The sequence below is a fragment of the Paenibacillus sp. FSL R5-0486 genome, assembly GCF_037975155.1.
Classification (GTDB): domain Bacteria; phylum Bacillota; class Bacilli; order Paenibacillales; family Paenibacillaceae; genus Paenibacillus; species Paenibacillus amylolyticus.
On record NZ_CP150237.1, the window covers coordinates 6,830,260 to 6,845,211 of the forward strand.

The following is a 14,952-nucleotide window of genomic DNA, read 5'->3' on the forward strand; positions in this document are numbered from 1 at the left end:
GTTATGTGCCTTGTCCATTGAAGAACACATCAATCGTGCTTGGTGCACCGATTAGGCTGGAGCGGTAGGAAAGACGCGTGTATTTGAGAAAACGCTGCGGTACCAATACATCGACTGACCCGGACAAAATGCCCGTTACCGTCGTCACATCCGTGTACCAGTTCGTTCCATTGGCGCTGATCTCAACAAGAGCATCTACCCGGTTTACACCCGGCCCCCGGTTATATACAAAGAAAGAATACGTGCCAAATACACTGGTCGTAACCGCCGGGAGCGCTGTGAAGGTGTTGGCGGTCGGGGTGCTTATGAGTTGGGACTCCTGAAAACTCTTCTGTGAAATGGACGTCACACTGCTAAGTGTTCCCGCGGTAATTGTAGCACCGAGCACGCTGGTGATTGTACCATTTAGCAGGTTTGTCAACGTCCCCGCAGTTACCGTTGCGCCAAGTACGCTTGTAATGGTTCCGTTCAATAAGTTTGTCAGTGTTCCTGCGGTAATCGTTGCTCCCAATACACTCGTGATCGTACCATTCAGCAAGTTCGTCAACGTCCCCGCTGTTACCGTTGCACCAAGTACACTGGTAATGGTTCCGTTCAACAGGTTCGTCAGTGTTCCTGCGGTTATTGTCGCTCCCAATACACTTGTGATCGTACCATTCAGCAAGTTCGTCAATGTTCCCGCTGTCACCGTAGCCCCGAGCACACTCGTAATCGTTCCCGCGGTAATCGTTGCTCCCAGTACACTTGTGATCGTACCATTCAGCAAGTTCGTCAATGTTCCTGCGGTCACCGTGGCCCCAAGCACACTCGTGATTGTACCATTCAGCAAGTTCGTTAGTGTTCCTGCTGTTACAGTTGCCCCGAGTACACTGGTGATCGTTCCCGCCGTGATCGTTGCTCCCAATACACTTGTGATCGTACCATTTAGCAAGTTCGTTAATGTACCCGCTGTAACTGTGGCTCCAAGCACACTGTTGATCGTACCTGCCGTGATCGTCGCTCCAAGCACACTCGTGATGGTTCCGTTCAGAATGTTGGTAATGGTTCCGGCGTTAATTGTAACCGTGGTCAGACCTGAGATGTTACTGATCGTTCCGTCCAAAATAATACCAACCACGTTCCCGCTTGTATCCGTTCTGACAGGCTGGGCTGTGCCTGTACTATCCTGGCCAAAAATCAACGTTCTCAGATTATCCGGATTCGTATTAAACGTTGTAAAGTTAGGCATGTGCCTCGTCCTCCTCCCTGGTCAAATCTGTGAGATCATACTCCCTTACGGCATACGCTGCGCCTGAAAGTAAACATCGAGCCGGGTCGGCTGATCCGGTTCAACGGATCGAATTGCAAGCCGGGTATAGTGCAAAAATCGCAATGGTACCAGCGCTTTGGTCTGGCCTCCCGCGACCACCTCCTGGCTGTCCACAGCATAATCTACGGCATTTGGGCTGATCTGGATCTGTACAAGAGCCGGATGTTTGCCCCGATTCACAACGCCATAGGTATACATGCTGAGTGATGAGGTGTCTTGTGCCGGGAGTGAATCCATGCTGCTACTGGTTTCGGCTCCGACATACGTATGCTCTGTAAAACAATGAATAGCACCAGGGAGTTTCGTACGTGAGGAAGCACCCTGCTTGAACCGGGGACGAGTAATCCGGGAACAAGGGGGTTTCAGCAATTTAGCGCGGCAGGAATGACGGGAGCGACGGCGACTGACATATTTAGTTGGTTGCTTCGTTCTCTTCTTGCTTTGCTTTGCTGTTCGACTCATCTCGATTTCCCCTTAAAAAATGTGCTTACGCATCGTATGCCCGGATTGGATATACGGGCACGGCAACCGCCGTTATTTCCAGATATACGGCTCAGTCCCCAATCCATTTTGCTTCTTTTCACATACACTGCCAGTACAATGAAATACGAATCAATCGGAATGTTGCTCAAATGAACTGGTCTATGGGAGGTGGATGAGATGACCAACTATAATGTATTCAACCAATCTAATCGTCCCCTGTTTACTCAACTGACCAATACCTTCTCAGCCCCGGGCATTGAAGCGTCACCAGACAGCGGTGCAGCTGCTGCAGGCAGTTTTTTTGCCCTAACGACCAACAATACCTTAATTCCTTCCAACCAGAATCTTCTTCTACAGATCTTGAATGCGGCTGGCAGCGGCCGAACAATACGTATATCCAGCCTCACAGGAGGCACAACAGCGGCAGCTACTCTTGTTATCTATTCAGGAGGAACCGTGACTGTTGGTAGCACACCAGTGCCCGTCAATACGTTACTTGGAAATACCAACGCCAGTGTAGTTACCACAAGACAAAATACAGGTACTCTGGGGGGAACCTTCACGAGCATCGCAAGTATTCCGCTCACCGCAGGAATGTATTCACTGGATCTGAATGGCTCCATTATTGTTCCACCGGGACAAACATTATCCATTAGTTTAGGAATTGGGAGTCAGACGGCAGCCATTAATCTGTTCTGGTGGGAGTTCTGAGTTTGACCCTGATAAAAGGAGGTGCACACTATGCCGAATAATAATGTATTTAATCCGTTAAGCCAGCCCGTCTATACGTCCAACACCAACACGTATATTTCTCCCGGCATTGTTGCACCTCCGGAGAATAATGCTGGCAGTACAGGCAATCTGTACAATGCAGGTTCAACCAACTCCACAACACTGGGGTTGCTGGGAGGAACGGTTATCGCCACCGTACAATTGGCCAATCCCGCAGGGAGCGGGAAAACCCTATACGTATCACGGCTCTCTGGTGGAATTACGGTCTCACTCAATCTGTTATCTTCCTTCAGCGGTTCCATGAGTCTGAGCGCTAATGGAACACTGACATCGCCCACCGCACTCACATCGGTAAACAGCAATCTTTCCAGCAGCAATACCAGCGTAGCCACGGTACGGTTCTCTGCTGCTACACCTTCAGGAGCGACCCCATTGATGGCTATGCCCCTTCAAGCAGGGCCGTTTCTGTCCAATGAATTTGGCCGTTACGTGGTTCCTCCGGGTCAAGCCATTAACCTCTCTGTCAGCGGATCACTCTCGGTTGGTGGACTGATGGCCTCCACTGCTTATTTTGCTTGGTGGGAAGTGTGATTCGTTCAACGATGTATAACAAAGGCAACGTGCAAACAGCCGCCTTCGGATGAGTACCGAAAGCGGCTGTTCTTTATATTGTAGATGTAATGATGATAAAAAATGTTGTCCAGACGAGGCTGTCAGGCCGATTCCTGCGGAATGTTCTCTTTGGCTTCCGTTATGAGAGGCTGTTTCCTCTCCCATAAGATACGTTGTAGCAGTATGCCGGCAAGACCAATTACCAGCGTAGCGAGACCGATATATTGAAAGGTGGGGCTCGGCCCTGCAACTCGAATGAGCGCTCCACCTGCAAGTGGCGCTACAACCAGTACAACACTAGATAGTGAATTTTGAATGCCAAAGACGCGCCCTACATAGGCAGGAGGGGTCTCTTTTTGCAACAAATAATTCAGAGTTACCATAAATAGCCCATTACCCAGCCCAATACAGAGGCCCCAGATAATGACCCAAATTTCAGGTGTTTGTGGGCCGATCCACCCCAGCGCAGCGATTCCGGCACCCACGAACAGATATCCTCCACCCAGTCCCCACCCATACCCAATTCTCGGCAAGCGATTTAACAACAAAATGGTGACGACTGCCCCGGCTCCTGCCGAAGACCCCAACCATCCGAGCAGTGATTCATTACCTGGCTTGATCTCCCGAAACAGGGTCGTAAACTGATAATCAATCATCAGAATGGCCATGAGTCCAAAACAGCCGAACAAAATCGTACTCATCACGGTGCGACTGCTCTGTATAAAACGCCAGCCTTGCTTCCACTGGGAGAACAAAGATTCCGATCCATCCTTTTCACTTGCAGCACTTCCGTCTGATTCAACGAACTCCGACTTCTCCACCAAACGCCGCAAGGGCCATAATACCGCACCCGACAACAGGCGGGTACAGGCATTAATGACAATACAGATTTGTGGTGAAAAGAAGGCCAAAATGACTGCACCCAGAAGTGGTCCCGCCACTTTCGAACACTGGCTCACAAAACCGTTTAGGGATGATGCCTGAAACAGATGCTCCTCTGCCACCACCTGGCGGGTTAACGCCTGCTGAGCTGGAACGTGAAAAACTCCCATCGTGGCCCGCAGGGCAAGAAGTGGAAGCAACCATGCCGGGCTTGGCGCGAATAAAATAGCAATGGTTAATCCCACGGTGATCACGTCACACAAAATCATGATTTTCACTTTGTGCAGTCGATCAGCCAGAGCACCTGCAAAGGAGCCAAGCAGTATGCCTGGGACAGCCATACATACAGGAATAAGTGCAATGATCAGTGGGTCAGCACCCCAGCGGTAAGCCACCATCACCTGGATCGCAAGTGCATCGAACCAATCTCCAAACGTAGCCAGTGAGTATGCGATAAACATGCGGACAAACTGGAGGTTAGTCCATAAGCTTTTGGAAGATTCCGCAGATGAGGCGGGTGATTCGGTGGATGTGGGTTCATTTGAAATGACGGTCATACATATACTTCCTCCCTTGATTACAGCCGCTTGTGGCCTGTATGTTCCTTGGCTGTAATCATAAAGGAGTTATATCAGAGGAAGATCAGAGGATGGGGAGGTAGGAGATAAAAAGTTACGTATTTCATCTACAATTTGTTGTCCATATGCGGGTACACCGTAACTTTTGCCGATCTCTGTATACACTTGACGATACTTACTGCGAATTCTACCTTCAATTCGATGATGACCCAGGAATAGGAGAATCTGATATGCAGCATTCAGATATAGCGGTGCGTTCAGCGACATTTTCAATACATCCAGACCGTCATCCATTCTTAACTCTGCCTCACGAATCCGTCCCTGCCGAAGTAACCATAATCCTTCCATCATCTGAAAACGCCCAATCTCTCGCAGATACGGGGCATCCTTCAATCCTGATTGCAGGACTGCCATCTGAGCCTCAACAGCTTCACCGCTGCCACCCCACAGTTCCACATACAACGCTGCAAGTGCTACAGGCAGTCTGAAATTCTTGAGCTCGTCAGTCTCTATTACACGATATGTTTCTTCCAGCTGCTCTTTGGCACGTTGATATTGGCCCACCTCTACATAGACTTCAACGATGTTGAGAATGCGGAGTTCGCGAAGCTGATCGGCAGACAATGCAGCTGAATTCAGCGCCTGTTCATACAACTGAATACTATCCACTGGCTCGATCAGGGGGTGCACGAAAATCAGTAGCCAATATAGTCGCTCCTCAAAGGGAATTTCTTTCGTTGTAATCAGCCATTCCAGATCTCCCTGTATAAAACGGATATACAACTGATAATAAGGGGCAATCTGAATGCCAAGTGCCTCCTGTTGTTGAACCAGGGTCTGTATGGCGTTTCCCTGCCCAAACACATGATATTTACGAAGTAATCCGTGAATGGCATCCTGCATTTCTGGGTCCTGAGCAGAGGGGCTAGCGGGTAGAGCGGACTTGTTCTCATGTACAGCAAGCCGATATCCGTAGCCCCTTACTGTATCCAGACGGATCTCATCCCAGCGTTTCAATTTCTTGCGCAGGCGATAGATATGATCGTCCACGGTGCGTTCAACCGGATATTCCATAGGCCATACCCGATCCAGCAATTGACTGCGGGTGAAGGCTTTTTCCTTGTTTTCATACAGGAAATGCAGCAGTGCAAATTCCTTGGCGAGTAGACGAATGGATTCTGTTCGCCGTGTTACCGTATATGTCCCTTCATCCAATTGCAAAGACATGCCTGGTTCCTCCTACTATGTATAATTCGCTAATCCGAAATCGTATAGATTCATTCCATTTTTTCACGTGTTCAACATAACATAAAAACCCTTTGCGAGAACGCAAAAGGTTTTTATCGTCTATCTTATAGATGGCTTAGATTGTAGATCACGCTACGTATATCTGTTCTTCCAACAAGTGTTCCCTTGTCTTAACCCAGCACGACACGATCATCTGCCATTTTTTTGCCGCTAATCCGTTCGAATTCACCAAGCAACTCAGGGACAGTCAACGTACGCTTGCGCTCTTCGCTGACATCCAGAATAATTCGGCCTTTGTCCATCATGATCAGACGGTTACCCAGACGAATGGCCTGCTCCATATTGTGCGTCACCATCAATGTAGTCAGTCTCATCTCTCGCACAAGTGTCTCCGTCAGTTCCGTGATCAGTTCGGCACGTGATGGGTCAAGGGCTGCCGTATGCTCATCCAATAGCAAAATTTGCGGCTGGGTAAACGTAGCCATCAACAGGCTAAGTGCCTGCCGCTCCCCACCAGACAAGAGACCCACTTTTGCATTCGGACGCTTCTCCAGTCCAATTCCCAACTTCTCCAGTTGCGTGTTAAAAATCTCCCGTCTGGCACGGGTAACTCCGAAGCCCAGTCCGCGTCCTTTGCCACGTTTGTATGCCATCGCCATGTTTTCTTCAATGGACATATGTGGTGCTGTTCCTGCCATCGGGTCCTGAAATACCCGGCCAATCCAGCTGCTACGTTTATGCTCCGGCAGGTTTTTAATGGAGCGGTCATTGATCAGCACATCACCCATGTCCGGCTTCATCACACCCGAAATGATGTTCATCAGCGTGGATTTACCCGCTCCGTTACTGCCAATCACCGTCACAAAGTCTCCCGGATTCATTGTCAGATTCACACCGACCAGCGCGGTCTTCTCATCCGTTGTGCCTGGGTTGAACAGCTTGGTTACTTGCGTAATCTCCAGCATGATCACATACCTCCCTTCGCCTGATGACCCCCGGATCGCATCAACTCTTCCGTTCGTTTGCGAGCCAGACTACGCTGCTTCATGGAGCGTTGCATCGTTGGGAATACAAGAGCAATAATAACGATCACCGCGGTGATCAACTTCAGATCAGATGTATCAAACCATTCAACCTGTAGGGCAAGTGCAACCACAATCCGGTATATAATTGAACCAACGATCGCTGCAAGTGTAGCCCAGAATACCGTTCTTGCTCCAAGAATGGCCTCACCGATAATGACGGAAGCCAGTCCTATAACGATCATACCGATGCCCATCGTGATGTCTGCAAAACCTGATTGCTGTGCAATGAATGCACCGGACAGGGCAACCAATCCATTGGATAAGCTGACCCCTACAATGGTAGTCACATCCGTATTTGCACCAAAGCTGCGAATCATACGTTTGTTATCACCTGTCGCGCGGAGTGCCAGTCCAACATCTGTTTTCATGAACAGATCGAGCATAATTTTAAACACCAGCACGACGATGATAATTAACACCATGACATGCTCACCTGAGAATGGATTATCCATACCCATAATGGATTTATTCGGTGCGCCAAGAATACGCATATTAATGGAGTAGAGCGCGATCATCATCAAAATCCCGGATAATAATCCGTTGATTTTGCCTTTGGTATGAAGCAGACCTGTACAAGCCCCAGCCACCATGCCGCCAGCCATTGCCGCCAAACAGGCTAGCCAAGGAGAGAAGTCATTGGAGATCATAACCGCCGCGATTGCGCCTCCTGTTGTAAAACTTCCGTCTACGGTAAGGTCAGGAAAATCGAGTATGCGGAACGTAATATATACACCAAGTGCCATCAGTGCATATAAAAGCCCCAGCTCGATCGCCCCTTCAATTGAATTCCAGCTTATACTCACACTACTTCCTCCCTGTCTATCGAAAAGAATGAGGCGAACCCGTTGCATGTTCGCCTCGCATCCATACTGCCGGATTACACTCCGGTCAGATTATTGAATCAATCTCATAACTCATTAAATTTATGAATTGATTCTATTGAATAATGTTGTTTTCCTGGTCTTTTACTTCCGCTTTCATCTCATCCGTAACCGTGATACCTTGGGCTTCAGCCGCTTTCAGGTTCAGGATCAGATCCAGTTTGTCCGGAACGGTGACTTTCATATCACCAGGTTTTGTACCATTTTTCAGAATGTCCGCAGCCATCTCACCCACCTGATATCCATGGTCATAATATTTGAAGCCAACGGTTGCAAAAGCTCCTTTTTCAACAGTATCCCGATCACTGGAGAAGAACGGAATTTTATTTCTGTTTGCCGTTTGGATGATCGTATCAACCGCACTCACGACAGAGTTATCAAGCGTGATGTAGAAAGCGTCTACTTTGCCAACCAGAGAATCCGTAGCCTGTTTTACTTCTGATGTATTCGTAACTGGTGCTTTCACCAGCTTGATATTATGTGTTGCGAGCGCTTTTTCAGCGTTATCTGCCATAACCACCGCATTTGGTTCACCTTCGTTAATGACCAAGCCCACCGTTTTCACATCCGGCAGATTTTTGGCGATAAAGTCAGCCAATTGTACGATAGCCTCCGGATTCGTGTCGGATGCACCTGTAACATTGCCGCCCGGCTTATCCATATCGGTCACCAGTTTGGCACCCAGTGGGTCTGTCACTGCTGCAAACAACAATGGCTTGTCCTTCACTTGTTGAGCCAGCGCCAGCGCAGATGGTGTTGCGATGCCGAGTACGAGGTCATTTTTGGAATCACCCGAGATTTTCTGTGCAATGGACAGGTTGTTCGTCGAATCACCTTGCGCGTTATTGTAATCAATTTTGAGGTTCTTGTTCTCTTCAATGCCCGCTTCCTTCAGGGCTGCGATGAATCCTTCACGTGTAGCATCCAGAGATGGATGTTCAACAATCTGCGAGATGGCAATCTGATATGATTTTTCCTCGCTGCCTCCACCTGTTGTAGTCCCTGATCCTTCGGATTCCGAGCCTGTACCGCTGTTATTTCCGCAACCTGCTGCAACGATCATTGAAGCAACCATCATCAGTGACATCCAAAATTTCTTTTTCATGTGTGAGAACCCCTCTCCATCTTATAAAATGTGGTTACCCTTATCGAGATTCCATTGACACGATAGGGCGGGACAAAACAAACGCTTCAACGCATTGTTGCTTTGATCGACAAAAGCAGACAAATATAGACTTTTCTCATGCGACTGAAGTCCATGACCCGTGTTGGTGTTTTATTGTTCCCCTAATATTAAGGGGCGTCCCGATATCCGTCAATGGTTGAACCGCTTCCAATTTAGTTTCATCGTATGGTTGTGATAGAAAACATTACATAAAGAAAAAAAGCAACCCGCAAGTTATGCGAATGGCTCGTCAAGAAGCTGTAATGTGCTTAGCGCTTCACGTTGACCAGCTGTACCAAGCCAACGTGTTAGCGCCAAACAATAAAATTGCCCTTTCTCCAATGCTAACGAACCCGAGACATCTTATTGGGGGAATAATCACGATATGCAAATCCTAACGAACCTCACACTTGTTATTCATTCTAATATTAGAATTCGATACCGAGAATCGGCCAAATTAAGCAAAATAGCGCCTTTACGATTCGTTAAATTTTGAAAAGATCTTTGGAGAGGAAAATAGCGTCTACAGGGTTCGTTAGAGAAATTTCTTTCATACAGTTTCACGTAACGCAGGATATAAAAAAAGAGATGGCCTCGACGAAACTCGATACCATCTCTTCTTCTTTACACTTTGAATATCTTTTATTATCTTTTTTTTCAAACTCTCACCCAGTTAATTCCCCGACGCTTCGCGAATCTCATACTTGCACCTTTTGCCGCCATCGGCGTAACATTCAGTACGCTCCACCTCAGCTTGAAGTAGCGAGCGAAACAGTTCCAGTTCACAGCGGCAAGCCTGCTTGTAGACACTTGCGACTTGCACAATCGGGCAGTTCATTTCCGTAATGACGTAGGTTCCATCGTCTTCTCTGGACGCATCCGCCATATATCCGTTGGCATTCTGGATTCGCGCGAGTTCCTCCACCCGTCCAGCCAGATCCTGGCCCTCCATCTGTGGCAATCCGCTACGAAGCAACTTGTCCCGGCGACTCTCGAACAATGCATCTACCACACCGCTACCGGCTGAGTCAGACAATTCTTCAAGAAGTTCCAGCGTAAGGGACGAATATGATTTTGGAAAAAAGCTGTCCCCACGTACCGTCAATTGGTACACCGAGGACGGACGTCCGGCCGTAGCCCGGGCCTCCCGAACCTCAATCCAGCCGTCCTGCTCCAGTGCCGTCAGATGACGGCGAATGGCCATGCCGGTCAGACCCAGATCAGCTGTCATTTCCCTCGCGGTCAATGTACCTTGCTGCTTCAGCATGAACAAAATCCGTTCACGCGTCGTTCGTTCCTCTTCGCGCTTCACGATCAGCACCTGCTCTCCTGCTTATGCGTGTACCGGTGCTGCCTCCCGGCAGGCATCCGAGCAAAAGCGGTTATGCGTCTCTTCGCAATCCTCACAGCTTACATGCTGTAGGTTGCAGGTTGGACAATTAATATATCGGTCATGTGTCGTTCCACAGTGATAACAGCTGGCAATGACAATATCCTCTTCTGTCCGGTTAATCGGTACAGAGATGCGCTCGTCAAACACGTAACACTTGCCATCGAACAGATGGCCTTGTACTTCCGGATCTTTACCGTACGTGACAATACCGCCGTCCAATTGAGCCACATCCTGGAATCCTTCATTGATCATGAACCCGGTCAGCTTCTCGCAGCGAATGCCGCCAGTGCAGTAGGTAATAATCGTTTTGTCCTTCATGTCACCCAGGTTCTCGCGGATCCACTCCGGAAACTCACGGAACGACTCCACATCTGGACGGATGGCCCCGCGGAAATGACCAATTTCGTATTCATAATCATTGCGACCATCGATAACGATAACGTCATCACGTTGTAGATGTTCATGGAACTCTTTCGGCGAAAGGCGTTTGCCGCTAGTCACATTTGGGTCAAGTTCATCTTCCACACGGAAGGTTACCAGCTCTGCTTTGTGACGAACAAAGATCTTTTTGAACGCATGCTCCTCGACATCATCAATCTTGAACACCATGTCGCTGAACAGCGGATTAGCCAGCATATCTTTCATGTACTGTTCCGTCTGTTCGGGCGTACCGGATACGGTACCGTTGATGCCTTCGGATGCGATCAGAATACGGCCTTTCACACCCAGGTCCTTACAGTATTGCAGATGCTCTTGTGTAAACGTCTCGGGGTCTTCAATCTTCACGAACTTATAATATAAAAGCACGCGGTACGCGCTGTTACACATGTATATCACCTGTTCCTATTCCATGTTGTTATTAGCCGGATCATCCGGCAAGACGACTACGTTGCACCCTTACTGTTAAAAAGAAAATAAACAGCCGCCCGAAACATCGTCTCGAACTGCTGCCTGACATTCGACTTTTATTCCTGCATTCTAGTTTATCGGAAGCGGAACAGCTTAGTCAATATAAATGTATAGAAAGGCATGAAAGATATGGAACATATCTTTCTGCACCATTCACCCTATTCCGAGATCGTAATGACCGAGGTTACAAAGTGATACGATTCATTCTCCAATACCGCCTGCGATAACAGGATTTTATTTCCTTTCGGGCTCCAGGCGAGTGGGTCAGAGGCGTTGTCCATATCGGCCGAGATCTGGAACTGTTCTGCCGACTCCGTGTTGGAGACAAATAGCCCTTTCTCATTATCATTCTCAGAATTGATGGTATATGCAATCTTGGAATCATCACCCGACCAGCTTGTGCCGAAAATCTGTGTGCCTCTGGCAAGCGTGGCCTTCTCATTGCCTTCCAGATCGGTGAGCACCAGCGCCCGTTTGGTATCCGCTGTTCTTTTCACAATCGCAAGCCTTGTTCCATCATTAGAAGGGATGACCCACTCCACACTTTTCAGCACCTGTTTCACGTCACCCGTCTTCGCATCGTATGCATTCAACTGGCCGTCCTCGCCCGTAATATAATAGAGCATATCGCCTGACACCTTGATACTCCGTACATTGAAATCACCTGTTTCCACCAGTATCTTTGTTGTACCGTCCACACTTGCCGAAATCAGATCACCCTTCATATTGGGGAAAACGACATGTTCATTATCCAGCCATGCGCCTTCTTGGATAAATCCATCCTCCTTGCCAGCAGGGGTTGTCTCCCCGTTATGCAGGTTCAAGAAGTAGCCTTTACCCGTATTTTCCTCCGGCTCGCGGTAGAACAGGTACTGACCATCCGGTGATACCAGCGGTGCACCCAGACTGGCTTCACTTTCTTTGAGCGGCGTGTCTGTACCTTTCGTCAGATCATACATATATAAGTTATGCGGGTATCTTTCCTGACCTTCAACCGTGACGGGTTTCAAGGACTTGTTCTCTTTGTCGGATACAATCCAATCATCACTTAGCCATGCGATCCCGCGCATATTCGGCAATTTATCAATTTTCTCCAGCTTGAAGCTCTGGTACACGGACGTGTTGGTATTATCTTTTACCGTAATATCCGTGCCCGTTTTCCCGCCTTGTGCGTTGCCCCCCGGCTCCGTTGTTCCCCCGCATGCCGCTGTCGTTAACAGGGCAATGGCTCCGAACGTGCCCATAGCTGCTTGTTTCCAATTCATGATGGTCCCCCCTGGTTTCTCTTGCTATAGACCAAGCATATACATCGTATACTTCCAAAGTTATTCAGACTTGTTTCGAACTTGTAAACTTGAATCAGCCAAAGGGAACATGAGCTGGAACGTCACACCTTCCCCATCTTCTGGATCGCCCGGTAGCAGGGTGATTGTACCGCCCTGTTTTTCAACAAACTGCTTCACGAGAGATAGCCCCAGTCCGGTTCCGCCGGTTTTTCTGGCTCTGTCTTTGTTCACGGTGTAAAAGGGTTCGAAAATCTTCTCCTGCGCCTCTGCCGGAATCGGCATACCCGAGTTATAGATCCGAATGACCGCTTGACGCTCCTGCCTCCACAGTTCATTCTTCACCCGGATCACACCATCCGGAACGTTATATTTAATGGCATTATCCAGCATGTTGATGAAAATATGCATAAGACTCTCCCGATCGCTGCGGATCACCGCCGGTTCAAGATCCAGTTCCATTTTCAGCGCAAACTTCTCCGCTTTCCCACGCATCCGGCCACAGGCATCCCTCAGCAGAGCGCTGACCTCTACATCTTCGGCCTGGTTCTCAAAGTCATACTTCTCCAAGGCAGATAAATGTAAGACTTTCTCGACCATCTCGTACAGCCGCTCCGTTTCTTTACCAATGTTACTGGTGGCATCATCAAGCAGTTGCGGATCATCCTTATACATGTCGAGCAGCTCCACATAAGCTTTGATCGATGTCAGCGGTGTCTTGAATTCATGGCTGATGTTACCGATGTATTGTTTCTGCTGCTGTTCCAGCGCCTGAAGTTTCTCAATCGCCAGTTGCAGCTTCTGCTGCTCCGCATGCATGGCTGTGATATTTTGCTGAATGGATGTACTCATATAATAAATGCCCTGCCCCAGCTCCCCCAACTCATCCTTGCGCTTTAAAGGAGACTCCGTAATGTAGTGCCCTTCGCGAATGGAATCTGCGGACTTTTTCAGCCGGGTAATTGCAACAGCAAACCGATTGTAGAACAAATAACCTAATATGAAGCTCAGCGCAACAACAGTAATTCCTGCCCATATGAACAATTGAAGGATGCGAGTATAGAATTCATGATAGCTTTGGACCGGATATTGCATCCATACAGCACCCATCTGTCCATCCGGACCGTCCAGTGGTGCGGCGTAGAGCAAGGTATCCCCTTGTTCATGATAGGCAATTTTATTTTGCAGTGCATAGTTGAGCGTATCCTGAACAATCGCACTCTCCCCAGAGCTGATCGATGAGCCAACTTGCTGGCCTTTCATATCATAGAGAGCAATTGGCAATCCGGTAGAGTTGGCCAGTTCCTGTGCAAGCCTGCGGCCGTTTTGTTGTAAAAAAACGTCCTGTTCCAGATGAACGGACTCCGTGTAGTAGGACTGTCGCACATTCAGATTCACCAGCCGTGTCTGCTGTGATAAAATACCTTCAATCTGTGACTGCTGATTGCGTTCAATACCGCGCAGAACCAGTGAACTAAGCACAACCACCGTTAGGATAAGCAATGCTGCCAGAAAAACACTGAACTTCAGCTTGATGCTGACTCTCATATGGCCCCGCCTGTTTCAGGTGCAGATGCTTTGTAGCCAATCCCGTATACGGTCTGTAATTTTTGCTGATCCGTATCTCCAATTTTTTTACGCAAGCGCTGGATGTGAATGTCTACGGTTCGTGTACCACCCGCATACTCCATGCCCCAGACCCGGTCCAGCAGATCGTCTCGTGTGTACACACGCTCGGGATTGGACATGAGAATGGTCAGCAGGTCGAACTCTTTTGGTGTCAGATCCAGCTTCTCCTCATTCACGGTCACCGTGCGGTGAGCAACATGAATACGCAGTGTGCCATTCACGATGGCCTGATTCTTCGAATCGTCAGGTGGTGGACTGCTTTTCTCGACACGGCGCATGAGCGCTTTCACCCTTGCAAGCAGTTCACGGATCTCGAACGGTTTGGTCATGTAATCATCGGCGCCCATTTCCAGGCCAACGATTTTGTCCACGATATCATTTTTGACGGTCAGCAAAATAATGCCGATATCCTCGCGGTCCTCCAGCCTGCGGCATACGCCGTATCCATCAAGCCTTGGCATCATCACGTCCAGAATCATGACCTGTGGGTGAAACGATGCGACCTTAACCAAGGCCTCTTCGCCGTCACTCGCAGTATCTACTTCATATCCTTCGCGCCGCAGCGCGTAAGCAATGGCACTGACAATACTTGATTCGTCATCTACCACGAGCACTTTTTTATTCATAGGGTTCATCCTCTTTATCTATGTCATGAGTTAGTTTATGGGTCTATGTTAGCAAGGTCCGTGCGATTTAGCTATGGATGAGTTAAGGGTTAAAAAAAGCTTGCATCCTCTCAGCTTGGACTTGGCTCTACTTTCTT

14 protein-coding genes are annotated in these 14,952 nt (G+C 48.6%); 2 read left to right on the forward strand and 12 right to left on the reverse strand.

Annotation, left to right across the window (positions count from 1 at the left end):
• Position 1: 1 nt before the first annotated feature.
• On the reverse strand, positions 2–1,228 hold the full coding sequence (locus tag MKY01_RS30170; RefSeq protein ID WP_282319962.1) for a DUF6385 domain-containing protein: 1,227 nt from the start codon (positions 1,226–1,228) through the stop codon (positions 2–4).
• A gap of 45 nt (positions 1,229–1,273) precedes the next feature.
• Entirely contained in the window at positions 1,274–1,771 is a 498-nt protein-coding gene (locus MKY01_RS30175; protein WP_091012617.1) for a DUF6385 domain-containing protein, read from the reverse strand.
• Positions 1,772–1,969: 198 nt separating this feature from the next.
• Here MKY01_RS30175 and MKY01_RS30180 point away from each other — a divergent pair, with 198 nt between their 5' ends.
• Both MKY01_RS30180 and MKY01_RS30185 read left to right on the forward strand, forming a co-directional pair.
• Positions 1,970–2,503 (forward strand): hypothetical protein, encoded by a 534-nt coding sequence (locus tag MKY01_RS30180; protein WP_282319961.1) that lies wholly within the window; start codon positions 1,970–1,972, stop codon positions 2,501–2,503.
• 30 nt (positions 2,504–2,533) lie between these two features.
• Entirely contained in the window at positions 2,534–3,115 is a 582-nt protein-coding gene (locus tag MKY01_RS30185) for a hypothetical protein (protein WP_076320338.1), read from the forward strand.
• Positions 3,116–3,237: 122 nt separating this feature from the next.
• On the opposite strand, the gene MKY01_RS30190 is transcribed toward MKY01_RS30185, so the two are convergent.
• The 10 genes from MKY01_RS30190 to MKY01_RS30235 form a co-directional block, all read right to left on the reverse strand.
• Entirely contained in the window at positions 3,238–4,575 is a 1,338-nt protein-coding gene (locus tag MKY01_RS30190) for an MFS transporter (RefSeq protein WP_282319960.1), read from the reverse strand.
• Positions 4,576–4,644: 69 nt separating this feature from the next.
• Positions 4,645–5,823 carry a winged helix-turn-helix domain-containing protein gene (locus tag MKY01_RS30195; protein ID WP_282319959.1) on the reverse strand — a complete coding sequence of 393 codons (1,179 nt, stop codon included), beginning with the start codon at positions 5,821–5,823 and terminating at the stop codon, positions 4,645–4,647.
• A gap of 191 nt (positions 5,824–6,014) precedes the next feature.
• Entirely contained in the window at positions 6,015–6,809 is a 795-nt protein-coding gene (locus MKY01_RS30200; protein WP_036606660.1) for an ATP-binding cassette domain-containing protein, read from the reverse strand.
• Between the two features lie 2 nt (positions 6,810–6,811).
• Complete coding sequence (locus MKY01_RS30205) at positions 6,812–7,732, reverse strand: ABC transporter permease (RefSeq protein ID WP_017691724.1); 921 nt, start codon at positions 7,730–7,732, stop codon at positions 6,812–6,814.
• A 133-nt stretch (positions 7,733–7,865) separates the two neighbouring features.
• Entirely contained in the window at positions 7,866–8,915 is a 1,050-nt protein-coding gene (locus MKY01_RS30210; RefSeq protein WP_282319958.1) for an ABC transporter substrate-binding protein, read from the reverse strand.
• Positions 8,916–9,648: 733 nt separating this feature from the next.
• Positions 9,649–10,296 (reverse strand): winged helix-turn-helix transcriptional regulator, encoded by a 648-nt coding sequence (locus MKY01_RS30215; protein ID WP_081745846.1) that lies wholly within the window; start codon positions 10,294–10,296, stop codon positions 9,649–9,651.
• Between the two features lie 12 nt (positions 10,297–10,308).
• The gene (locus tag MKY01_RS30220; protein WP_036606654.1) at positions 10,309–11,196 is read right to left on the reverse strand and encodes a rhodanese-related sulfurtransferase; all 888 of its coding nucleotides are present in this window, start codon (positions 11,194–11,196) and stop codon (positions 10,309–10,311) included.
• Positions 11,197–11,435: 239 nt separating this feature from the next.
• Entirely contained in the window at positions 11,436–12,542 is a 1,107-nt protein-coding gene (locus MKY01_RS30225; protein ID WP_339284670.1) for a hypothetical protein, read from the reverse strand.
• 60 nt (positions 12,543–12,602) lie between these two features.
• On the reverse strand, positions 12,603–14,108 hold the full coding sequence (locus MKY01_RS30230) for a HAMP domain-containing sensor histidine kinase (protein ID WP_339284672.1): 1,506 nt from the start codon (positions 14,106–14,108) through the stop codon (positions 12,603–12,605).
• A complete protein-coding gene (locus MKY01_RS30235; RefSeq protein WP_036671592.1) occupies positions 14,105–14,815 on the reverse strand; it encodes a response regulator transcription factor in 711 nt (236 codons plus the stop codon). The genes MKY01_RS30230 and MKY01_RS30235 overlap by 4 nt, the downstream gene beginning before the upstream one ends.
• Positions 14,816–14,952: the final 137 nt, after the last annotated feature.

What these genes read in the sequence shown, in the direction of transcription:
- MKY01_RS30210 (WP_282319958.1), bottom strand. Translation starts at nt 8,915, where the DNA reads ATGAAAAAGAAATTTTGGATGTCACTGATGATGGTTGCTTCAATGATC.
- MKY01_RS30220 (WP_036606654.1), bottom strand. Translation starts at nt 11,196, where the DNA reads ATGTGTAACAGCGCGTACCGCGTGCTTTTATATTATAAGTTCGTGAAG.
- MKY01_RS30170 (WP_282319962.1), bottom strand. Translation starts at nt 1,228, where the DNA reads ATGCCTAACTTTACAACGTTTAATACGAATCCGGATAATCTGAGAACG.
- MKY01_RS30200 (WP_036606660.1), bottom strand. Translation starts at nt 6,809, where the DNA reads ATGCTGGAGATTACGCAAGTAACCAAGCTGTTCAACCCAGGCACAACG.
- MKY01_RS30230 (WP_339284672.1), bottom strand. Translation starts at nt 14,108, where the DNA reads ATGAGAGTCAGCATCAAGCTGAAGTTCAGTGTTTTTCTGGCAGCATTG.
- MKY01_RS30180 (WP_282319961.1), top strand. Translation starts at nt 1,970, where the DNA reads ATGACCAACTATAATGTATTCAACCAATCTAATCGTCCCCTGTTTACT.
- MKY01_RS30185 (WP_076320338.1), top strand. Translation starts at nt 2,534, where the DNA reads ATGCCGAATAATAATGTATTTAATCCGTTAAGCCAGCCCGTCTATACG.
- MKY01_RS30225 (WP_339284670.1), bottom strand. Translation starts at nt 12,542, where the DNA reads ATGAATTGGAAACAAGCAGCTATGGGCACGTTCGGAGCCATTGCCCTG.
- MKY01_RS30195 (WP_282319959.1), bottom strand. Translation starts at nt 5,823, where the DNA reads ATGTCTTTGCAATTGGATGAAGGGACATATACGGTAACACGGCGAACA.
- MKY01_RS30190 (WP_282319960.1), bottom strand. Translation starts at nt 4,575, where the DNA reads ATGACCGTCATTTCAAATGAACCCACATCCACCGAATCACCCGCCTCA.
- MKY01_RS30235 (WP_036671592.1), bottom strand. Translation starts at nt 14,815, where the DNA reads ATGAATAAAAAAGTGCTCGTGGTAGATGACGAATCAAGTATTGTCAGT.
- MKY01_RS30175 (WP_091012617.1), bottom strand. Translation starts at nt 1,771, where the DNA reads ATGAGTCGAACAGCAAAGCAAAGCAAGAAGAGAACGAAGCAACCAACT.